This is a genomic window from Kribbella sp. ALI-6-A, from assembly GCF_001984195.1.
Lineage (GTDB): Bacteria > Actinomycetota > Actinomycetes > Propionibacteriales > Kribbellaceae > Kribbella.
The window spans coordinates 851,597-872,951 of sequence record NZ_MTQN01000010.1; the positions used below are offsets into that span (position 1 = coordinate 851,597).

Below are 21,355 nucleotides of genomic sequence, written 5' to 3' on the forward strand. Positions count from 1 at the left end.
GGAGAACCGGCGCTCGTTGGCCACACTGGTCGGCATGCCAGGGACCCCGGAGGTGATCTCGATCGCCTTCGTCGTGCCCCGCCAGGGGCCGACCGGTATCTACGGACCGTCCTGCCTGGCCTGCGGCCAGCTCGCCGTCGAGGAGCTCAACGCGCGCCGCGGCATCGCCGGCCGCCAGGTCGAACTCGTGCACGTGGACGCCGGTCGCCCGCCCGAGGTGGTCGCCGAGGAAGTCGGCCGTCTGGTTGACACCGGCCGGGTCGACGCGGTCGCCGGCTGGCACATCTCCGCCGTCCGCGTCGCGCTCACCCGGCGGATCGGCGGTCGCGTCGTCTACGCCTTCGCCGCCATGCACGAAGGCCACGACGACACCCCCGGCGTCTTCATGCTGGGCGAACGCCCGGTCAACCAGCTGCTGCCGGCCGCCCACTGGCTGCGCGACCACCACGGCGTACGGCGATGGGTGGTGGTCGGCAACGACTACGTCTATCCGCGGGTGACTGCCGGGGTGGCCGCCTCGGCCCTACGGGGTTCGGGATCCGAGGTCGTCGGTACGTCGTACGTCCCGCTGGGCACGTCGGACTTCGGCGACGTGCTGCCCGCGCTCGAACGCGGTAGCGCCGAGGGCGTGATCATGCTGCTGATGGGCCAGGACGCGGTGCACTTCAGTCGGCAGTTCGCCCGCGCCGGGCTGAGCGAGCGGCTGGTCCGGCTGAGTCCGGCGGTCGAGGAGAACACGCTGCTCGGCGCCGGAGCCGGCGCGAACCACGGCGTGTACGCCGCGGCGGCGTACTTCGACGGGATGGCGACGGTCGAGAGCGGCGAGTTCGCGCGGGCGTACTACGCGCGGTTCGGGGCCTGGGCCCCGGCGCTGAACGCAGTCGGGGAATCCTGCTACGAGGCGATCCAGTTCCTCGCCCGGCTCGGCGAGGTGGCCGGGTCGGTCGCGATCGAGGATGTGGCGGCGATGGGCAGCGGGCAGTTCTACAGCAGTCCGCGCGGGCTGCTCCGCCTCGACGGCAACCTGCTCGACCAAGACGTGTACCTGGCGGCCGCGGACGGCCTGGAGTTCCGGGTCCAGGACCGGATCGCCCGCAGCACGTGAGTGTTCGCAGCACCTGAGATGTGACACTCCGCTCGGTTCGTGGCGTCGGAAAGACAACGGCAGATCCCGTTGGACGTTTGTCGTGACGTCGTTGTCCACAAGGGATGCCGATCACGTCGACCCGGAGGTGCCCTGTGCTCGCCACGACTCTGAGTCCCATTCGACGAACCCGGCTGACAGTGGGAGCTGTCGACTCGGTGACGTACCTGGCCGCCGGCGACCTGTACGGCGGCCGCAGCTTCCTGCAGAACCCGTCGTGGGCGCAGGTGAAGCCCGACTGGCGACCCGAGCTGCTCGCCTGGCGCGACGCGGACGGCGCGATCGTCGGGACGGCGCTCGTGCTCTACCGCGGTGCCCCCGGTCTTCGCCGGTACTTCGCTTACCTGCCGGAAGGCCCGGACATCGACTGGGCCGAGCCCTCGCTGGACCGCTGGCTCGGCCCGCTGATCGAGCATCTCGCCGCGGCGGGAGCGTTCGCCGTACGGATCGGGCCGCCGCCGGCGTTGCGGCGGTGGCAGGCGTCGACGCTGAAGGCGGCCGCGGGGCCGTCGCTGCGGATCGGCGACGTGCTGCCGGATCTGGTCGAGCCGGTCGGGTCGTCGGTGAGTGATCGGCTGCGGTCGTTGGGATGGTCGCGGTGCGGCGAGGACGGCGCCGGTGGCGATGCTCAACCACGGTTCGTCTTCCAGGTCCCGCTGCGCTCGCTGGACGAACTGCTCACCGGGATGAACAGCGAGTGGCAGCGCAACCTCAAGAAATCCGTGCGATCCGGGATCGAGACCCGGATCGGGTCCGAGGGTGATTTGTCGACGTTTTACCGGCTGCTGCAGGTGACCGAGCAGCGCAACGGGTTCCGGCTCGGGCGGTCGCTGAGCTACTACCAGCGGCAGTACCGGGCGCTGAACGCCGAAGCGCCCGGGCGGATGCGGCTCTACCTGGCGTCGTACGAGGGTGAGGTGCTGGCCGCTCACACGATGAACGTGGTCGGGCGACGGGTCTGGTACCAGACGGGCGCGTCGGCCAGCCATCGGCGCGACGTCCGGCCGAGTCATGCGTTGCAGTGGCGGATGATGCAGGACGCGTTCAAGCACGGCGCCGCGTACTACGACATGCGGGGTGTGTCGGACTGTCTCGATCCGGAGCGGCGGGAGTTCGGGTTGCTGCGATGGAAGCTCGGCACCGGCGGCGAGGTGGTCGAGACGCTGGGGGAGTGGGAACTGACTCTCCCCGGCGTCGTCAACCAGACCCTGCACCGTGCGATGCGGCGCTACCGGGCCCGCTGAACCCGGCCGAGATAACCGTCGGGGCGGACCAGCAGCTCGTCGCCTTCGCGCGCGTCGTAGTAGGTGAACGCTTCCGGGGACGCGTAGGCCTTGCCGGTCGGATCCGCCCGTACGACGTCGACCGCGTGCGGGTGGTCGGACGGTTCGGTCGGGCCGAACCTGAGCAGCGTCTCGTGCGGACCGCGGTACAGGTCGAAGAGCCGAATCTTGTTGCCTTTGGCATCGACGAGCGGTGAGTCCGGAGCACGGTCGCCGGTGGTCAGGACGGCCGGATCCGCCGGGTCGCGGTAGGTGATGTCGAGCTGCTGGGTGTCGCGGCCGCGCTCGTGGGCGCGTTCGTCGCCGTCCTGGTACTTCTTCAGCAGGCTGGTGCTGATCCCGAGCACGCGTTCGGCGTTGGTCCGGCGCTCGGCCTGGTAGCTCGCCAGCACCTCCTCGTTGCCGCTGGCAAGTTTCCAGCCGAGGTTGTAGGCGTCCTGGACGCCGGTGTTGAGACCCTGGCCACCGGTCGGCGGATGCACGTGGGCCGCGTCGCCGGCCAGAAACACCCGGCCCTCACGGAACCGCTCGGCGAGCCGGATGTTGGGCCGCCAGATCGTCGACCAGGTCAGGTCGCGCAGCTTCGCGACGCCCGGCCCGGCGAACCGGTCGACCAGTTCCTGCAGGGTCTCCAGGGTCGGCTCGAGCTGGTCGTCGTCGAGCCGCGTGGCGAACTGGAACTGGTCGCCGCCGGACAGCGGCGTCAGCATGATCGCGTTTGTCGGATCGTCGCCGCGCGAGAACCAGTAGCCGTGGTCGTGGTCGAGCCCGTCGGCGGCGACGTCGCCGAGCAGCATCCGGATCGACTCGTCGGTGCTGCCCTCGAAAGCGATGCCGAGGGTCTTGCGGACCGTGCTGCGGCCGCCGTCCGCCCCGACCAGATAGTCGGCGGTGACCGTCTCGCCGGTGGACAGCGTCGCGCTGACCTCGTCGGCGTCCTGGGTGAAGGTCTCCAGGGCAGTGCCGAGCTCGACCCGTACGCCGTACTCGGCGAGCTTGGCGCGCAGGATCGCCTCCAGCCGGGACTGACCGAGCATCCGCGCGTTCGGGTACGGCGCGTCCGGCGTCGGGTCGACGATCGGCGCCATTCGGCGTTCCTGGACGAACCGGCCGTCGATCACGACCCGGATCGCCGGCGGCTCGATGCCCTGGGCGAGGACCTCGTCGAGCACGCCGAGGTCCTCGAACACCTCCATCGTCCGCGGCTGCAGCCCGTCGCCGCGGGACCCCTCGAAGTACGTCGTGGCCTGGTCGATCACCCGGACCGCGATGCCGCGCCGGGCCAGGTCGATACCGAGCGTCAGGCCGGTCGGCCGGCTCCCGCGATGAGCACGTTCATGGTCTTCTCCTAGTTACTGAATTCTGATTCACTGAATCTTGATTCAGTGTGGACGCCGCTAAGGTTCGCTGTCAAGGAGGTGGCCGGTGTGCTGACCGGGAGTCGTAAGGAGAAGGCGGCCGGAACCGAGGCCGCGCTGAAACAGGCCGCGCGCGAGGTGTTCGCCGAGCGCGGCTACCTGAACACCAAGATCACCGACATCACCGCGGCGGCCGGGCGGGCGACCGGCTCGTTCTACAACCACTTCGCCGGCAAGGGGGAGCTGCTCGAGGCGTTGCTGACCGACCTGCTCGCGGCGGCCGATGATGCGGTGATCGAGGACGAGACCCACTCGGCCGACTTCAGCGACCGGGCCTCGATCCGGTGGCACGTGGCATCGTTCTGGCGGTTCTACCAGGCGCACCTGCCGGAGATGGTCGCGCTGAAGCAGGCGGCGATGGTCGATCCGGCGCTGGGCCGGCGGCTGCAGCAGATCCAGGCCGCCGACCGGGCGCACCTGGCCGAGCATTTCGCGCACCTACCGAACCCTCCGGCCGACCCGACCGTCCACGTCTCGGCGATGAACGCGCTGCTGGAGGGCTTCGCCTACGAGTGGCTGGTGGTGAACCCCGCCGACGGCCGCACGATTGCGGACGACGAGGCGATCGACCTGCTCACCGACCTGCTCCACCACGGGTTCGCGGGGAGCTGATCGTCGACTCCGGCCTACGGCGGTACGGGCGAAGGGGCCGGTCGAGGGTCCGGGCCGGGCGGCCCGCCTACTCCTCTGGGGGCGGCGGTTCTTCCGCGCCTTCGCGTTCGTCGCGGTCGGCCCACTCGAGCAGCGTGTCGAGCGTGTAGGGGTTGTCGTCGATCGTCTCGTGCAGGTCGCCGAGCTCGGCGAAGCGGGCCGGGACGGTGGCGATGGTGAACTCGCGCGGCTCGACGTCGTCGATCTCGTCCCAGCGGATCGGCGTCGACACCGTGCCCTCGGGGTTGCCGCGCACCGAGTAGGCGGCGGCGATCGTGTGGTCGCGGGCGTTCTGGTTGAAGTCGACGAAGAGTTTGGCCGGGTCGCGGTCCTTGCGCCACCAGGTGGTGGTGACGTCGTCGGGCGCGCGCCGCTCCACTTCCCGGGCGAACGCCAGCGCGGCGCGGCGTACGTCGGTGAAGCCGTGCTCGGGCTTGATCCGGACGTAGATGTGGATCCCGGAGCCGCCGGAGGTCTTCGGGTAGCCGTCGGCGCCGAGCTCGTCGAGGACCTCGTGCGCGACGTGCGCGACCCGGCGGACCCGGTCGAACGGGCAGTCCGGCATCGGGTCGAGATCGATCCGCCACTCGTCCGGCTTCTCGGTGTCGGCGCGCCGGCTGTTCCACGGGTGGAACTCGACCGTCGACATCTGCACCGCCCAGGCCACGTGCGCGACCTCGGTGACGCACAGCTCGTCGGCAGTGCGGTTGTAGCGCGGGAACTTCACCTGGACGGTCTCCATCCACGGCGGCGCGCCGTGCGGCAGCCGCTTCTGGTGCACCTTCTCGCCCGCGACGCCGTCGGGGAACCGGTGCAGCATGCACGGCCGCTCCCGCAGTGCCCGGACGATGCCGTCGCCGACCGACAGGTAGTACTTCACCAGGTCGAGCTTGGTCTCCCCGCGGGCCGGGAAGTAGAGCCGGTCCGGGTTGGAGATCCGGACCGTGCGCTCACCGACCTCGAGCTCGATCGCCGGGCTCTTGCTCTTGGCGGCCTTCTTCGCCGCAGGCTTCTTCCCTGTAGCCGCGGTCTTCTTCGCCGCAGGCTTCTTCCCCGCAGCCGCAGTCTTCTTCGCCGCACCCTTGGACCCCGCTGACGATTCCGCCATACCGCCAACCTAACCGCCCGAGGGGACATCCAGCACTCAGACCAGCCGGGTGAGCCAGTCGTGTGTGTCGGGAATCCGGCCGTATTGCAGGTCGAGCAGGGTCTTGCGCAGCGTCGCGGTGACCGGGCCTACGCCGTGGTCGACCGAGTGGTCGCCGATCACGACCTCGCCGTCGGGCCAGGCGAGCCGGCCGATGGGGGTGATGACGGCCGCCGTACCGGAGGCGAAGACCTCGGTGATCTGGCCGGAGCGGACGCCGTCGCGCCATTCGTCGGCCGAGACGCGCCGCTCCTCGACCTGGTGGCCGAGGTCGCGGGCCAGGTCGAGCACCGAGGTCCGCGTGACGCCCTCGAGGATCGAGCCGGACAGCTCGGGCGTGACGATCGTGCCGTCGGCGTGCACGAAGAACAGGTTCATGCTGCCGATCTCCTCCAGCCAGCGGCGCTCGACCGCGTCGACGAAGGCGACCTGGTCGCAGCCGTTCGCCACCGCCTCGGCGAGGGCGGCCAGGCTGGCGGCGTAGTTGCCACCGCACTTGGCGGCGCCGGTGCCGCCCGGGGTGGCGCGGATCGACGACGTGGTCAGCCAGATCGACACCGGCTTCGGGCCGGTCTCGAAGTACGCGCCGGCCGGCGACGCGATCACCCCGAACAGCACCTCGGTGGCCGGGCGGACGCTGAGCGCCGCCTCGGTGGCGATCATGTACGGCCGCAGGTACAGGCTGCTCTCACCGGAACCGGTCGCCGGCACCCAGGCCTCGTCGACGGTCAGCAGTGCTCGCAGCGCGGCGATGAAGTCCTGCTCCTCGACCTGGGGGAGCGCGAGTCGCTGCGCGCTTCGGCGGAAGCGGGCCGCGTTGAGCTCCGGGCGGAACGACCAGACCGAGCCGTCCTCGTGCCGGTAGGCCTTCAGCCCTTCGAAGATCTCTTGCGCATAGTGCAGGACGGCGGCCGCCGGGCTCACCTTGAGCGGCGCGAAGCCGGTCACCTTCTGGTCGAACCAGCCGCGCTCGGCCGACCAGGAGGCAACGACCATGTGGTCGGTGAACGCCTGGCCGAAGCCGGGCTTGTCCAGCACGGCCGTCCGAGCCGCCGCGCTCGCCGGATCGCTGCGCAGCTCCAGCTGGAAGTCCCACGCGTCTGTCATCGCCACTCCATGGTCTGCCGTCGTCACGCTCGGCACGCTACCCCTGCTCTTCGCCCGGACTCGACCCGCTGCCCACACTGCGGCCAGCGAAGGGACGCCGCCGCAGCAGTTCGCGGTAGTCACGCACTGCGGGTCTGGTCAGCTCCTTGCCCTGTACGGCGGCCAGCACCCGGCCGCCCGAGTCGTACAGACCTGGGCTGTGCCACTGGTCCTCCAGCTCGACCAGAGTGCGCATCGCCATCGCCAGACCGGTCGACACGTCGCCGTCCAGGACCAGGCACTCCGCCAGCAGCAGGCGAAGCTCGGCGCCCTCCCGCCTCCGCTCGGCCGGGCACAACCCGAGCGCGCGATCCAGCGCCACGTACGCCGGGGCGGTGTCGCCCAGCACCGTGTGTACGAAGCTCGCCACGCTCGCCGACTCGTACGATGCCCAGCCGAAGACCGAAGGCGGGCTCTCCTCCGCAGGCGGCAGCAACCGCACCGCCTGCCGAGCCTCCTCAGGTCTACCGAGTACGGCGAGCAGCCGCGCCTGAGCCACCAGGGCGCGAGCCCGGTCGTGCGGCTGCTCCGCCAACGTGAGCGCTTCGATACCGGCCTGCAGCAGGTCGGCTGCCCTGGTTGAGGCTGCTCGGTCGCCAACGGACTCCGCCGTCCAGCTGATCACCTGCCAACTCCTGGCCTGACTGGCGATCCACTGCGTGGCGGAACTGTCAGCAGTCGCCCGGGCCGTCCGCCACCACCGCTCGGCGGCTCGGGACCGGCCCACTGTCGACAGCGTCAGTGCTATCAGCACGGCGAACTCGGCCGCCGGTACCACTAGCTCGGCCGCCGGTCCGGGCGTCCGGTGCAAGAGGTCGAGGTCAGCGGTCAGGTCGGGCAGCAGCTCGGCCGCTGGCGTGACACCGAAGTCACGCGCGTACGCCGCGGTCGCGGCACTCCACTCGGCCCTCGCCGCCGACTGGCCGAACGACCCGGCCACCCGGTGCCGCACAGCCTCCAGCAGGTCCGCGCCCGACGAGGCGAAGCCGTCGACGGGCGTCGCGCGGAGGTCGACGGGCGTCGCGCCGAGGCGGGCGGACGCGGCTGCGCCGAACTCCCCGCCGGAGTCGCCGGACGGTGCGCCCAGGCCGCCGGAGGTCGTGTCCAGGTGCGCTCCGGCGCCGGGCTCGGGTGCTGGACGGTGCAACCGGTCGAAGGCCTGGGTCAGGGTGCCGGTGGTGCCGAGCTCGCGGTCGCAGAGGCGGGCCAGGTGGGCGGAGCCCGGGCGGCGGCCTCGCTCGACCTGGGACAGGTAGCTGTGGTCGTAGCCGACCCGGGTTGCGAGCTGGCGCAGACTCAGGGCGGCTGCCTGGCGGCACCTCCTCAGCTGGACGCCGAACGGTTCCAGTGCTGCCTCAGCCACAGGTCCTCCCCCCCCACTGCTCACGCCCGGTGGTTGCGGTGCGTGTCTGGAACGCTACAAGGGCCTACCGACAGAAAGTGGGGCAGTGGCTCCCACGCAGCCCCAACGAGTGGCTGGTGGCTGTGGGCTGTTTGGAGAGCCCACAGATCACACCTGGTAGGGCAAGTGACCGGTGGTGAAGCTTGCTGGTGTGGACCGACAGGGGATGACGCAGCAGGGGCCGCCGCGCGCCTTCTGGCTGGTGCGGTCCGACGGTGGTGGCGCGGTGGCGGAAGGGGTGCTGTGGGCGGATGGGGTGGTGGCCGTGCGGTGGTGTGGGCAGGGGACCGCTGTCTCGGTGTGGTCGGGCGGACTGGACGCGTTGCTCGCCGGGCACGGCCGGGACGGCAGTACCGAGGTGCGGTGGAGCGAGGGACGGGCGACACAACGGGCCCGCGACGAGCCAACGGAGCGGCGTACGGGCGAGGCAGCGGAGCGGCGTACGGACGAGCCGGCGGAGCGACCGGCGGAGCGACCGGTTGGGCGGCCGGGCCCGTACCTGCCCGCTCCCGGCGCGGACGGGCGCTGCGTGCGGTGCGTGCAATGGTGGCCCTGCCTGCAGTGCGGGTTGTGACGAGACGCCGCTGCCGGGCGGCGGGGCCGCGGTTTACTCTGAGCTGTTCGATCGATCGTGCACGATATCGGGAGTGTGGCGGTGCAGGGAGAAGTGGAGGGGCCGGCGCAGCCGGCGACCAGCGCCGATCCGCTCGACGAGCTCGACACCCAGCTGGCTCGGCTGCGCAGCGTGGCCGACGAGCTGCGGGGCGCCCGGGGCAAGCCGGTGCTCAGCGGCAACCAGGTGGAGCTCATCGAGGACGGGCCGACCCTGCTGCGGGCCTACGAGCAGCTGCAGGAGAACGCGACCCGTGAGGTCCGGGTGCTGGACCGCCCGCCGTACGTGACGCCGCCGTCGACGCAGCAGGCGCTGGAGCTGGAGCGGCTGCACGCGGGGGTGACCTATCGGGCGATCTACGGCACCGAGGTGTTCGAGAGCGAGGACATCATGGGGGTCCTGCCCGAGCTACAGACCGCAGGGGAACGCAGCCGCGTGCTCGCGCAGGTGCCGCTGAAGATGGCGGTGGGCGACGACGACACCGCGCTGATCGGGCTGACCAAGCGGTCGCCGTCGGAGCAGCATCGGCTGATCCGGTCGTCGGGGCTGCTGGACGGACTGATCGCGACGTTCGAGATGCTCTGGGCGCTGGCGGTCCCGATGCCGGCGCTGCCGTTCGACGGTGACTTCGCCGGTCTGCGGCCGCACGACCGTGACGTGCTCCTGCTGCTGGCCGGCGGCGCGACCGACGACATGATCAGCCGCCGGCTCCGGATCAGCCCCCGGACGACGCAGCGCCGGGTTCGCGCGCTGATGGAGTCGCTCGGCGCCCAGACCGGTTCCAGGCCGGCGTTCAGGCAGCCCGCCGCCGCTGGCTCTGAGCAGCGTGACGGAGATCACCCGACCAGCTGGATAGCATTTCGCTACTCAGGTGTTCAGATCAGCATGAGCACTCTTCAACTTCCGGTCGCCATCGCGCGCCACAGGAAAACCCGGGCCCTGAGTCGCCGGGCCAGCTTCTGGACGGCAGCCGCCGTTGCGGCGGTCAGTCTGTGGACCAGCGCGGCGCCGACCACGACGTACCCGCTCTACGCCTCCACGTGGATGCTGTCGCCGACCGCCACCACCGCGATCTTCGCGGTCTACCCGGTGGTCCTGGTGGCCTTCCTCCTCGTCTTCGGTCAGGTCTCCGACTACATCGGCCGCCGTGCCACGATGCTGTACGGCGTCGGCGCCATGCTGCTCGGAGTCCTGCTCTTCGCCGTCGCCCCCTCGGTCGGCTGGGTGTACGCCGGCCGCGCGCTGATGGGCGCCGGTGTCGGTCTCGCCCTGACGGCGGCCACCGCGGCAGCGGTCGAGTTCAGCGCCGAAGGCCGGGCCTCCCGCGCCTCCTCGGTCGTCACCGCGTCGACCGCGGCCGGTCTGGCCCTGGCCACGATCGTCGGCGGCGGCCTGGTCCAGTACGCCCCGCTCCCGCTGCACCTGGACTTCTGGGTGCTGCTCGGCGTGCTCGTCGTCGTGCTCGGCTTCGTCTGGCGGCTACCCCCGCACACCAGGGACGAGAGCCGCGGCAAGTGGCGCCCGCGTCCGATCGTCGTACCGAAAGGCATCCGGGTCCTGTACGCCGGCGCCGCCGCGGCCGTGACCACGGCGTACGCGTTCGGTTCGGTGTTCTTGGCGCTGGGAGCCGAGATCGCCCAGCAGCTGATCGGCACCTCGAACATCTTCACCATCGGCCTGATCCTGTCGATCACCTCGGTGATGATCGGCGTGACCGCGATCCTCGCCCGCCGCTTCCCGCCCCGCCAGCTGGTGCTGGTCGGTGCCGTCATCACGCTGGTCGGCCTGGCCCTGCTCGAGTACTCGGCCCAGGCGCACTCCCTGCCGGTCTTCCTCGTCACCACCGGGCTGAGCGGTGTGGCGTACGGTCTGCTGTTCTCCGGAGGCCTCGGCCTGATCAACGCGCACGCCCCGGCTCACCACCGAGGCGGGACGGTTGCCGCGGTCTACCTGGTCGCCTATGTCCTGCAGGGCGCCATCGCGCTGACGCTGGGTATCGTGGCGACGGCCTCGGGCCTGAGCACGGCGCTGCTGCTCGGCACGATCCTGATCGGTTCCCTGGGGCTGCTCGTGCTCACGGTCGTGGGCGTCGCCCCGGCGTTGCACAGGAGTTGAGATGACGCAGACGAAGGCCACCACCGAGCCGCACTGCTCGATCGCCCGAACGGTGAACATCGTCGGCGACCGCTGGGCCTTCCTGATCCTGCGCGAAGCGCATGTCGGCGCCACCAGGTTCGCCGAGTTCCGCGACGTGCTCGGCATCGCGCCGAACATCCTGACCAGTCGCCTGGCCACGTTGGTCGACGCGGGCATCCTGGAAAAGCGCGAGTACCGGGACGCCGGGGAGCGCGCCAGGTCGTCGTACCACCTGACGCAGGCCGGCCAGGACCTGAAGATCGTGCTGGCCGCGTTGCAGCAGTGGGGTGACGAGCACGTCCCGCCGGCCGAAGGGCCGACCGTGCGCCGGCGCGACACCCGGACCGGTGAACTCATCTCGGTCGGTTTCGTCGACAAGTCCGGCGCCGCCGTACCGGAGGACGAGGTCGTGTTCGAGCCGGTGCCGGGCGGCCGGGCTGATCGCAGCACCTGGCGGTGAAAACAGTGGCGGGCCGGTCGAACAGACCCGGCCCGCCACTGCTGCGTTCAGGTGATCAGTTGACGGTCACGACCGTGCCCACCCCGTTCGGGTACTCGATGTACCCGGTGGAGCGCCGGTCGGTCGGGACACCGGCCCACGACGCCGTCACGGGGAACGGCTTGGCGGCCACAGGCGCCTGACCCGGCGTGACACTGAGCGCCCGGCCCGAGTCGGCCGTCACCACGTTGGTCTGGATGCCGTACTCCGTGGTGGAGGCGCCGGGCGGGTTGCTGAGGGTGATGGTCAGCACGCCCCAGACACCCGGCGTCGGTGCTGCCACCGAGGCGCTGGCCTGGCTGGAGCCGTTGCCCTGGAAGGACAGCAGTTGCATCTCGCCGTTGACCACCTTGTAGAGCACCATCCAGATACTGGCGTTCGGGTCGGTGGCCTTGACGTTCCACTGGATCGCCTTGGTGCTCGCCGTGGCGGTCACCGGGTAGTTCGGCAGCTCCGCGTCCGGCGTACCGGCGGCGACGGCACCCCGCACGGACGGTGCCGACACCATGCCGTAGCCCAGCAGCGGTGAGCCGGCCGTGCCCGACGTGGCCTCGAAGGACACGCTGCCGGACGCACCGGAGCCGGACACCTCGGTGGGAGCCAGTGTGGAGGTCGGTACGACGACGATCGGGCTGCGGACCGAGGCGTTCGCGCCCTGCCAGGTCAGCCAGCCGCTGGTGGTCTGGTTGGAGGTGGCGGTGTCCTGGGTCAGCTTCACCGTGAAGGTCTTGGTCTGGCCGGCCTCGCTGAAGGTCAGGATGGACGGCGAGACGACGGCCTTCATGCCCGGCACCGAAACGGTCGCGCGGTACAGGCCCGGCGTGACGGCTGTGACCCGGCGGGTGATGGTCTGCGTGCCGACCAGCTGGCCGACGGCGATCGACGGGGCGTTGTAGTCGCTGGGGTCGATCGAGGGAGCGCCGGTACCGGTGGAGATGCCGCTGCCCTCCAGGTAGCCGAGCCAGTCCGCGTCACCGGAGTCGTAGACCAGGCCCGGGTCCAGCATCTTCGACGGCTGCACCTCACCGGCGCCCCGGGCGAACGGATTCGGGTCGAGCTTGCCGTCAGGTCCCAGGACGTCGCTGGTGGTGGTCATCAGCGCCGACTTGACCGCCATCGGCGACCAGTCCGGGTGCTTGCCCAGGTAGAGCGCGGCCAGGCCGGCGACGTGCGGCGCGGCCATCGACGTACCGGAGTAGAAGGCGTAGCTCTGACCGCCGTTGGTGGGCGGCGCGACCGCGGCGAGCACGTTGACACCGGGTGCTGCCAGGTCGGGCTTCAGCAAATTGCCGTTGCTCGACAACGACGGGCCGCGCGAGGAGAACTCGGCCATCTGCGGGTACGGCGTGCTGACGCCGCTGGTGTTGCCCGGCACGAGCTGCGCGGTGGCCGTGTCCGTGGCGGCGTACGCCTTGACGGTCAGCGAGTCCGGAGCGTCCAGGTGCACGGTCGGGACGGTGTGGGAGTCGCCCAGCGCGTCCTGGTGGAACAGGTTGAGCAGGACCATGCCGATGCCGCCGGCCCGCTTCACCTCGGCCGACTTGTCGACCCGGGCACCGACGCCGCGCTCGCAGACGACGATCTTGCCGGCGGTCTTGGCCGGGTCGAGCGTGTTCGGCAGGCAGTTCAGCGCGTCGTAGTCGGTGACGCCCTCGAGCTTGGCGCGGGGACCGTTGAGCAGGCCGACCGTGGCGCTCTGTCGGCCCAGCGTGGTGCTGACCCCGGCGAACTTCTGGCCGTTGCCCAGTGCAACAGTTGCGGCGTACGGCGCGACCGTGCTGGCGCCGACGGTGGTGACCCACGGGGAGGTGTTGTCCAGCGTCGAGGCGTCCGGGCCGGAGTTGCCGCCGGCGGCGGAGACGAAGATCCCGGCCGACGCGGCGGACAGGAAGGCCAGCTGGACCGGGTCGGTGTGGCTGGACTCGAAGATCGAGCCGACCGAGTAGTTGATCACGTCGACGCCGTCGGCGACGGCCTGCTCGATCGCGGCCAGGATGTCGGAGGTCGCGCCGCCGGAGTTGACGCCGTCCTTGCCTTCCCACAGGGCCTTGTAGACGGCGATCTTGGCGGCCGGGGCGACGCCGGAGGCGGTGCCGAAGTTGATGCCGCCCTCGGCCACGTCGACGCCGTACCTGCCGGCCGCCGTGGTCGCGGTGTGAGTGCCGTGACCGTTGCCGTCGCGCGGCGACACGTAGTCCTCGCGGCCCTCCGGCGGCACCATGCCCAGCCAGGCGTCACCGAAGTACCGGGCGCTGATCAGCTTGGTGTTGCACAGGTCGGCGGTGAAGTCCTCGCCGGTGGCGCACTGTCCGGTGAAGGTGTTGCCGTCGGCCTTGTGCATGATCGTGGTCGTGCCCGAGCGGTAGGGCCGGTACGGGTCGCCGGGCGTCGCCTTGGTGCCGAGCTTCGGTCCGGACAGTGAGGCGCTTTCCGGCCAGATCCCGGTGTCGACGATGCCGACCACGACGCCCTGGCCGGCGTCCGCCTGGCCACCGAGCTTCTTCCACACACCCTGACTGCCGGACAGCTTGAGGAAGTCGGCGGGCTTCTTGTCGTCCAGGGCCTGCCGGAGCTGGTCCGGGACCACCGACACCACACCTGCGGTCGTGCTGAGCTGCGCGGCCTGCTGGCCGGTCAGGTCGGCGACGAACGCGTTGAGCGCGGTCGAGTAGTTTCGGGTGACCTTCGCACCGACCTTGGCGGCGACCTGCTGGTGCCGGCCGGTCAGGTAATTGCGGTAGCGCTGCCCGTCGGTGCTGCCGGTGTCCACCTTGCGGCCCTTGGCCGGCTTGGTGGCCTTCAGCCCGGCCACACCGCCCTGGTACGTCGCCAGCGGCTTCTCGGCCAGCGTGACGACGTACTTGCCCGGGACGAACGCGGGCAGCTTCGCCACGAGTCCGGAGGTGGGTGGCGAGCCGGGCGGCGGCTCGGGGATCGCCGCGTTGCCGGCGGGTGCCGCGAAAGCGGTCAGGCTCAGGACGGCGGCCGCTGTGAGGGCGGTCCGTCGACGCAGGGACAGGTGGTTCACTCAAGGCCTCCAAGGGTGCGGCTTGGTCGGCGAAGAGCTTCCCAACTCGGTGGTGGGAACACACGGTTTTGGCCTCATCTAGCCAGTGACGGGAAACTGCCAGCGACGCGTCGGCTTCCGGACAGCGTCGGTAAGCCGACACCTCGGTGCCTTGACCCGGAGTTTCGAAACCTCTCTACTGAATGGACCCGCCCCCTGGAGGTCCGTTCATGCGTTCACGGTTGCTGGCCGCGCTACTGCTCGTCGTCACCGGATTGGTGACCGTCGCCTCTCCGGCTCAGGCGGCGAACCTGCTGATCAATCCCGGCTTCGAGAGCGGCTCGCTGAGCGGCTGGACCTGCTCCGGCGGCTCGGTGGTCTCCAGTCCGGTCCGGACCGGCAGCCACGCGCTCAACGGAGCAGTGACCAGCTCGGACCTCGCCCGGTGCAGCCAGACCGTTGCGGTCCAGCCCAGTACGGCGTACACGCTGTCGGCCTGGGTCCGTGGGTCCTACGTCTACCTGGGCGTGACCGGCGGCGCTTCTACCTGGACGCCGTCGGCGAGCAGCTACACGCAGCTGACCGTCTCCTTCACCACGTCCGCGTCGCAGACCTCGGCGCAGATCTACCTGCACGGCTGGTACGGCCAGCCGGCGTACCAGGCGGACGACGTGAACCTGGACGGTCCTGGTGGCAACCCGCCGACGCAGGGAGCGCCGAGTGTCCCCGGCGCTCCCTCGGTGACCGGCACGACCAACAGCTCGATCGGGTTGAGCTGGGGAGCTTCCACCGGCACGGTGACGGGCTACCGGGTCTACGAGGGCTCCAGCGTCGTGAAGACCGTCACCGGCACCAGTACGACGGTCGACGGCCTCGGCGCGTGCACGAGTCACAGCTATTCGGTTGCCGCGTACAACAGCAACGGCGAGTCGGCCAAGTCGCCGGTGACCTCGGCAACTACGTCCGGCTGCACCAGTACGGGGCTGCCCAAGCACGCGCTGATCGGCTACCTGCACGCCAGCTTCGCCAACGGCTCCGGCTACGTCCGAATGGCCGACGTACCGGCGGCGTGGAACATCATCAACCTGTCCTTCGGCGAGCCGACCTCGGTGACGTCGGGCGACATCCGGTTCAACCGCTGCCCGGTCGCGGAGTGCCCGAACGTCGAGAGCGACGCCGAGTTCCTGGCCGCGATCAAGGCCAAGCAGGCGGCCGGCAAGAAGGTGCTGATCTCGATCGGCGGCGCCAACGGCCAGGTCCAGCTCACCAGTACGGCGGCCCGCGACGCCTTCGTCAGCTCGGTCAGCGCGATCATCGACCGCTGGGGTTTGGACGGCCTGGACATCGACTTCGAAGGCCACTCGCTGTATCTCAACCCCGGCGACACCGACTTCCGCAACCCGACCACCCCGGTGATCGTGAACCTGATCTCGGCTCTGAAGACGCTCAAGGCCAAGTACGGCGCGGGCTTCGTGCTGACGATGGCGCCGGAGACCTTCTTCGTCCAGGTCGGCTACCAGCACTACGGCGGCTCGAGCGGCGGCGACAACCGGACCGGCTCGTACCTCCCGGTCATCCACGCGTTGCGCGACGCGCTCACCGTCCTGCACGTCCAGGACTACAACTCCGGCCCGGTGATGGGCCTCGACAACCAGTACCACACGATGGGCGGCGCCGACTTCCACATCGCGATGACCGACATGATCAAGGCCGGCTTCCCGGTCGCGAACACCGGCCACACCTTCCCCGGTCTACGCCAGGACCAGATCGCCTTCGGCCTCCCCGCCGCCGTCAGCGCCGGCAACGGCTACACCGCCCCCGCAGCCGTCCACCAAGCCCTCGACTGCCTCGTCAAAGGCCAGAACTGCGGCGGCTACACCCTGCGCGGCGGCGCCAGCCCGTCGTTCCGCGGCCTGATGACCTGGTCGATCAACTGGGACCGCTACTACAACTGGGAGTTCCAGAACAGCCACGCGCCGTACCTCGCGGCCCTCCCGTGATCGGGGCGCCCGGTCAGCCTGTGGAGGAATCGCTCCCGTAGTTGGCCGGGCGCTGGTATGAAAGAGCCATGACAGCGTCGACTTCCCGCCCGGTGATCATCACCGTGGACGACGATCCGGGGGTGTCCCGGTCGATTGCCCGCGATCTTCGCCGCCGGTACGGCGAGCAGCACCGGATCGTCCGGGCCGAGACCGGTCCGCAGGCGCTGGACGCGTTGCGCGAGCTCAAGCTGCGCGGTGAGCCGGTCGCGCTGCTGCTGGCCGACTACCGGATGCCGCAGATGACCGGGATCGAGTTCCTGGAGCAGGCGATGGACCTGTTCCCGCTCGCCCGCCGGGTGCTGCTGACGGCGTACGCCGACACCGACGCCGCGATCCAGGCGATCAACGTGGTCGACCTCGACCACTACCTGCTCAAGCCGTGGAACCCGCCGGAGGAGAAGCTCTACCCGGTCGTCGACTCGATGCTGGAGCTGTGGCGGTCGACCCCGGAGCCGTCCACCGACGAGACCCGGGTGATCGGCCATCGCTGGTCCGCGCCGTCGTTCGCGGCGCGCGACTTCCTAGCCCGCAACGCCGTGCCCTACCGCTGGTACGGCGTGGACGACGACGAGAGCAAGCGGCTGCTCGAAGCCGCCGGTGTCGACGGCTCCACGCTGCCGGTCGTGATCACCCCGGACGGCACGGTCATGGTCGCGCCGAGCGAGGCCGACCTGGCCGCGAAGGTCGGGCTGTCCACCGCGCCGGCGGAGAACTTCTACGACCTGGTCGTGGTCGGCGGCGGGCCCGCGGGGCTCGGCGCGGCCGTGTACGGCGCGAGCGAGGGCCTGCGGACCGTGCTGGTCGAGCAGTTGGCCACCGGTGGTCAGGCCGGCCAGTCCAGCCGGATCGAGAACTACCTCGGCTTCCCCGACGGCGTGTCCGGGGCCCAGCTGACCGACCGGGCCCGGCGGCAGGCGCAGCGGTTCGGCGCCGAACTGCTGACCGCCCGCCAGGTGGTCGGGCTCGACACGCTCGGCTCCGCCCGGCGGCTGAAGTTCTCCGACGGCAGCGAGATCTCAGCCCACTCGGTGATCCTGGCGACCGGCGTCTCGTACCGGACTCTGCAGGCGCCGGGCGTCGACGAGCTGTGCGGCCGCGGCATCTACTACGGCTCGGCGACCACCGAGGGCCCGAGCTGTGCCGGCCAGGAGGTCTACATCATCGGCGGGGCGAACTCCGCCGGTCAGGCCGCGGTCTACTTCAGCAACCATGCCAAGCGCGTGCATATGCTGGTGAGAGGTCCGTCGCTCGAGGCGACCATGTCGTCGTACCTGATCAACCAGATCGACGCCATCGACAACATCGAGGTGCACACCTGTACGCAGGTGGTGTCCTGCAAGGGGTCGGAGCACCTGGAGCGGCTGACCCTGCAGAACAGCACGACCGGCGAGACGCGGGAGGTGGACACGGAGTGGATGTTCGTGTTCATCGGCGCCGCACCCCGGACCGACTGGCTGCCGGGCGACCTGCTGCGCGACGACCGCGGCTTCGTGCTGACCGGTCCGGACCTGCGCGGCAAGCCACCGGGCTGGGCGCTGGAGCGGGAGCCGTACCACTTGGAGACGTCGATGCCGGGCGTCTTCGCGGCGGGCGACGTCCGGGCCGAGTCGGTCAAGCGGGTCGCCTCGGCGGTCGGCGACGGAGCCATGGCCGTGACCCTGGTGCACCGATACCTGGAGATGTTGTGAACGAGGAGACCGGCCGATGAGCGCCGCCGAGACCGTGACGAGCGAGCCGCGGCGGATCAGTATCGACGAACTGCGCACGCTGTTCCTGTTCGAGAGCCTGACCGACGAGCAGCTGGGCTGGCTGGCCCGTGAGGGCACCGTCGAGTCGTACGAGGACGGCGTCGTCTTCACCGAGGGCGACGAGGCGGCCTGCTGCTACATCCTGCTGACCGGTGGGCTGCGGATGTGCAAGCTGTCGCACGGCGAAGAGGTGGAGATCAACCGCAGCACTCAGCGTGGCGTGTACGCCGGTGCGGTGACCGCTTTCCTCGGCGCCGACGAGCGCAAGGCCTACAACGCGACCATGCGGGTGCTCGAGCCGTCGACGTTCTTCGTGATCACCGCGGAGACGATGGCCACGATGATGAACCAGTGGTTCCCGATGGCGGTGCACCTGATCGACGGGTTCGTCCAGGGCATGCGGCGGACCAACGAGACGATGGGCGAGCGCGAGCGGCTGCTGGCCCTCGGCTCGCTGTCGGCCGGGCTGACCCACGAACTCAACAACCCGGCCGCGGCCGCCGTCCGGGCGTCGGCGACGCTGCGGCAGCGGGTCGCCGGGATGCGTTCCAAGCTCGCGATGCTTGCCGACGGCACCCTTGACGCGACCAAGCTGCACCAGATCGTCGAGCTGCAGGAGTCCGCGGTCGAGCGGCTGGCCAAGACCGTCGGCAAGGAGGTCTCGCCGCTGGAACTGTCCGACGCCGAGGACACCTTGTCGGACTGGCTCGACGACCACGGCGTCCAGGCCAGTTGGGACGTCGCGCCGGTGCTGGCCGCGGCCGGCCTGGACGTGCCGTGGATGGAGGACGTGCTGACCGCCGTCGGACCGGCGTACCTGGAAGGCGCGGTGCGCTGGTTGATGTACACGATCGACACCGAGTCGCTGATGAACGAGATCGACGACTCGGTGACCCGGATCTCGACGCTGGTCGGCGCCGCGAAGCAGTACTCGCAGATCGACCGGGCGCCGTTCCAGGTGGTCGACCTGCGCGAGCTGATCAAGTCGACGCTGGTGATGATGTCGGGCAAGCTGCAGGGCATCGAGGTGGTCAAGGACTTCGATCCCGACCTGCCCGCGATCCCGGCGTACGCCGCGGAGCTGAACCAGGTCTGGACCAACATCATCGACAACGCGGTCAGCGCGATGAACGGCTCCGGCACGCTGACCCTGCGCACCCGCCGCGACGGCGCGTACGCCGTGGTCGAGATCGGCGACACCGGCCCCGGCATCCCGCCGGAGATCCGCCGCCGGATCTTCGAGCCGTTCTTCACCACCAAGCCGATCGGTGAAGGCACCGGCCTCGGCCTGGACATTTCCTGGCGCATCGTGGTCAAGAAGCACCACGGCGACCTGCGCGTCGAGTCCGAGCCGGGCAACACGGTCTTCAAGATCGTCCTGCCGCTCGACCCGCAGCAGGAGATCGAGGCGCAGGCCGCGCTGATCTGACCGCGGGCGCCGGTACGCCGTACTGGCGCCCGCGGCTCAGCCGCCGAGGTCGGCGAGCACGCCGAAGTGGTCGCTGCCGTGCATGCCGTCGACCGGCTGGGCGAGCAGGCGGCGGCGGCCATGACAATCGTCCTCGCCGGACCACGCACCCGGCGGCGGTGAATCAGGCGACCTGGTCGGTGGGGCGGATGAGCAGTTCGTTGACGGCGACATGGTCGGGCTGCGTGACGGCGTACAGGACGGCCTGCGCGATGTCTTCGGGGGCGAGGGTGCGGACCGAGGCGTAGAGCTGGGCGGCCATCGCCTGCATCGTCGGGTCGGTGACGTGAGTGGCGAGTTCGGTGTCGACCATTCCGGGTTCGATCAGCACAACGCGGACGCCTTGGGTGGTGACCTCCTGGCGCAGGGCCTCGGCGAAGGCGTTGATGCCGAACTTGGTGGCGGAATAGGCGGCGCCGCCGGCGGAAGACAAGCGGCCCGCGGTCGAGGACGTCTGGACGAGCGTGCCCTTGCTTTCCAGCAGGTACGGCAGCGTGGCGTGCGCGACGTACATGCTGCCGAGCAGATTGGTGTTCACCATGCGCGTCCACTCCGCGGTGTCAGCGGCCTGGACCGGGCCGACGAGCATCACGCCGGCGTTGCTGACCACCACGTCGAGGCGGCCGAAGTGCTCGACGGTGGTGGCGACGGCGTCCCGGACGGACTGCTCGTCCGCGACGTCGAGCTTCACCGGCAGGATCTCGCCCGCGGCTGTCTCGGCGACGCGAGAAGCGAGTTCGGCGAGTCGATCGGTACGCCGTGCGCCCGCCGCGACGCGAGCTCCGGCGTTCGCCAGCGCGACGGCGACCGCGGCGCCGATGCCGGACGAGGCTCCGGTGACGAGCGCGACCTTGCCTTCCAGTGACTGCATGGGAATTCCTCTCTGAGTACTAACCTGACCGGGTGGTCCGTTTTCCACCGTAGCACTCAACCGGACCGGGTGGTCAACTTAGGTATGCTGGCGGCTGTGAACGCGACCGAAGGAACCGACCGGCCCCTGCGGGCGGACGCTGTCCGGAGCCGTGCGCTGCTGCTGTCGGCGGCGCGGGCGGTGTTCGCCGAGCGTGGGACCGAGGCCTCGGTGGCGGATGTCGCCCAGGCCGCGGGGCTCGGCAAGGGCACCGTGTTCCGGCACTTCGCGAGCAAGGACGACCTGGTCGCGGCGATCGTCGACGAGATGCTCGACGACCTGATCGTGACCACGGAGAAGCTGCTGACCGCCAACGATCCCGCGGCGGCGCTGCGCGAGTTCATGACCGCGGGGATCGATCTGCAGGTCCACAACCAGGCGTTCTGCGACGTCGCCGCGGGTGCGTCGGTACGGCGTCACCCGCTCGTGCGGGGCAAGATCGAGCGGCTCGAGTCAGCGGTCGAGGCGCTGGTCGATCGCGCGCGCCGCGCGGGCGTCGTACGGGACGACGTCACCGGGCAGGACCTGATGCTGCTGATGACCGGCGTCTACCAGACGGCAGCGCCGATGCTGCCGGAGTCCCCGGACCTTTGGCGGCGGTATCTGGCGCTGACCCTGGATGGCCTGCAGCCCCAAGCGGCGCGACCCCTGCCGACGCCGGCACCGCGCCCTTGAAGACCTCGTCGGGACCTCGGACAACCTCTGACCTGTCCGAGGTCTCCAGGAGTTGTCCGAGGGTTT

Annotated in this window: 14 protein-coding genes and 1 pseudogene; 9 read left to right on the plus strand and 6 right to left on the minus strand. The window is 70.3% G+C overall.

Features of this window, described 5'->3' with window-relative positions; genetic code table 11:
* Nucleotides 1-34 precede the first annotated feature (34 nt).
* A complete protein-coding gene (locus BWI15_RS18425; RefSeq protein WP_077015611.1) occupies nucleotides 35-1,105 on the plus strand; it encodes a substrate-binding domain-containing protein in 1,071 nt (356 codons plus the stop codon).
* A 179-nt stretch (nucleotides 1,106-1,284) separates the two neighbouring features.
* Nucleotides 1,285-2,388: a lipid II:glycine glycyltransferase FemX gene (locus BWI15_RS18430; RefSeq protein WP_237771344.1), complete on the plus strand. Its 1,104-nt coding sequence runs from the start codon at nucleotides 1,285-1,287 to the stop codon at nucleotides 2,386-2,388.
* Here BWI15_RS18430 and BWI15_RS18435 read toward each other — a convergent pair.
* Nucleotides 2,373-3,737, minus strand: a pseudogene (locus BWI15_RS18435) (FAD-dependent monooxygenase); the annotation flags it as partial. The gene BWI15_RS18430 and the pseudogene BWI15_RS18435 sit on opposite strands and share 16 nt — an antisense overlap.
* Nucleotides 3,738-3,854: 117 nt before the next feature.
* Here BWI15_RS18435 and BWI15_RS18440 point away from each other — a divergent pair.
* A complete protein-coding gene (locus BWI15_RS18440) occupies nucleotides 3,855-4,457 on the plus strand; it encodes a TetR/AcrR family transcriptional regulator (protein WP_077016076.1) in 603 nt (200 codons plus the stop codon).
* A gap of 67 nt (nucleotides 4,458-4,524) precedes the next feature.
* Here BWI15_RS18440 and ligD read toward each other — a convergent pair whose 3' ends face one another.
* From ligD to BWI15_RS18455, 3 genes are read right to left on the minus strand one after another with little or no spacing between them, the layout of a single operon-like run.
* Entirely contained in the window at nucleotides 4,525-5,604 is a 1,080-nt protein-coding gene (ligD, locus tag BWI15_RS18445; protein ID WP_237771345.1) for a non-homologous end-joining DNA ligase, read from the minus strand.
* A 36-nt stretch (nucleotides 5,605-5,640) separates the two neighbouring features.
* Nucleotides 5,641-6,750, minus strand: coding sequence for a branched-chain amino acid aminotransferase (locus BWI15_RS18450; RefSeq protein ID WP_077015614.1), 1,110 nt, complete (start codon nucleotides 6,748-6,750; stop codon nucleotides 5,641-5,643).
* A 37-nt stretch (nucleotides 6,751-6,787) separates the two neighbouring features.
* Nucleotides 6,788-8,152 carry a helix-turn-helix domain-containing protein gene (locus BWI15_RS18455; RefSeq protein ID WP_077015615.1) on the minus strand — a complete coding sequence of 455 codons (1,365 nt, stop codon included), beginning with the start codon at nucleotides 8,150-8,152 and terminating at the stop codon, nucleotides 6,788-6,790.
* A gap of 694 nt (nucleotides 8,153-8,846) precedes the next feature.
* On the opposite strand from BWI15_RS18455, the gene BWI15_RS38420 reads away from it, so the two are divergent.
* Both BWI15_RS38420 and BWI15_RS18470 read left to right on the plus strand, forming a co-directional pair.
* Nucleotides 8,847-10,919 carry an MFS transporter gene (locus BWI15_RS38420; protein ID WP_143465679.1) on the plus strand — a complete coding sequence of 691 codons (2,073 nt, stop codon included), beginning with the start codon at nucleotides 8,847-8,849 and terminating at the stop codon, nucleotides 10,917-10,919.
* A gap of 1 nt (nucleotide 10,920) precedes the next feature.
* Nucleotides 10,921-11,400 (plus strand): winged helix-turn-helix transcriptional regulator, encoded by a 480-nt coding sequence (locus tag BWI15_RS18470; RefSeq protein ID WP_077015617.1) that lies wholly within the window; start codon nucleotides 10,921-10,923, stop codon nucleotides 11,398-11,400.
* Nucleotides 11,401-11,455: 55 nt separating this feature from the next.
* On the opposite strand, the gene BWI15_RS18475 is transcribed toward BWI15_RS18470, so the two are convergent.
* Complete coding sequence (locus BWI15_RS18475; RefSeq protein ID WP_202817679.1) at nucleotides 11,456-14,467, minus strand: S8 family peptidase; 3,012 nt, start codon at nucleotides 14,465-14,467, stop codon at nucleotides 11,456-11,458.
* A 209-nt stretch (nucleotides 14,468-14,676) separates the two neighbouring features.
* On the opposite strand from BWI15_RS18475, the gene BWI15_RS18480 reads away from it, so the two are divergent.
* The 3 genes from BWI15_RS18480 to BWI15_RS18490 all read left to right on the plus strand — a co-directional run bounded on the left by BWI15_RS18480 (nucleotide 14,677) and on the right by BWI15_RS18490 (nucleotide 19,665).
* Nucleotides 14,677-16,446 (plus strand): chitinase, encoded by a 1,770-nt coding sequence (locus BWI15_RS18480; protein ID WP_077015618.1) that lies wholly within the window; start codon nucleotides 14,677-14,679, stop codon nucleotides 16,444-16,446.
* 68 nt (nucleotides 16,447-16,514) lie between these two features.
* Nucleotides 16,515-18,176 (plus strand): FAD-dependent oxidoreductase, encoded by a 1,662-nt coding sequence (locus BWI15_RS18485; protein ID WP_077015619.1) that lies wholly within the window; start codon nucleotides 16,515-16,517, stop codon nucleotides 18,174-18,176.
* 16 nt (nucleotides 18,177-18,192) lie between these two features.
* A complete protein-coding gene (locus BWI15_RS18490) occupies nucleotides 18,193-19,665 on the plus strand; it encodes an ATP-binding protein (RefSeq protein ID WP_077015620.1) in 1,473 nt (490 codons plus the stop codon).
* A gap of 163 nt (nucleotides 19,666-19,828) precedes the next feature.
* Here the strand turns inward: BWI15_RS18490 and BWI15_RS18495 are convergent, their stop codons facing one another.
* Nucleotides 19,829-20,575: an SDR family NAD(P)-dependent oxidoreductase gene (locus BWI15_RS18495; RefSeq protein ID WP_077015621.1), complete on the minus strand. Its 747-nt coding sequence runs from the start codon at nucleotides 20,573-20,575 to the stop codon at nucleotides 19,829-19,831.
* A 96-nt stretch (nucleotides 20,576-20,671) separates the two neighbouring features.
* Here BWI15_RS18495 and BWI15_RS18500 point away from each other — a divergent pair, with 96 nt between their 5' ends.
* Entirely contained in the window at nucleotides 20,672-21,289 is a 618-nt protein-coding gene (locus BWI15_RS18500) for a TetR/AcrR family transcriptional regulator (protein ID WP_202817680.1), read from the plus strand.
* Nucleotides 21,290-21,355 lie beyond the last annotated feature (66 nt).

Bases quoted from the DNA above. Each gene is read 5' to 3' on its own strand.
- BWI15_RS18425 (WP_077015611.1), top strand. From the start codon at position 35: ATGCCAGGGACCCCGGAGGTGATCTCGATCGCCTTCGTCGTGCCCCGC.
- ligD (WP_237771345.1), bottom strand. From the start codon at position 5,604: ATGGCGGAATCGTCAGCGGGGTCCAAGGGTGCGGCGAAGAAGACTGCG.
- BWI15_RS18450 (WP_077015614.1), bottom strand. From the start codon at position 6,750: ATGACAGACGCGTGGGACTTCCAGCTGGAGCTGCGCAGCGATCCGGCG.
- BWI15_RS18470 (WP_077015617.1), top strand. From the start codon at position 10,921: ATGACGCAGACGAAGGCCACCACCGAGCCGCACTGCTCGATCGCCCGA.
- BWI15_RS18480 (WP_077015618.1), top strand. From the start codon at position 14,677: ATGCGTTCACGGTTGCTGGCCGCGCTACTGCTCGTCGTCACCGGATTG.
- BWI15_RS18485 (WP_077015619.1), top strand. From the start codon at position 16,515: ATGACAGCGTCGACTTCCCGCCCGGTGATCATCACCGTGGACGACGAT.
- BWI15_RS18490 (WP_077015620.1), top strand. From the start codon at position 18,193: ATGAGCGCCGCCGAGACCGTGACGAGCGAGCCGCGGCGGATCAGTATC.
- BWI15_RS18495 (WP_077015621.1), bottom strand. From the start codon at position 20,575: ATGCAGTCACTGGAAGGCAAGGTCGCGCTCGTCACCGGAGCCTCGTCC.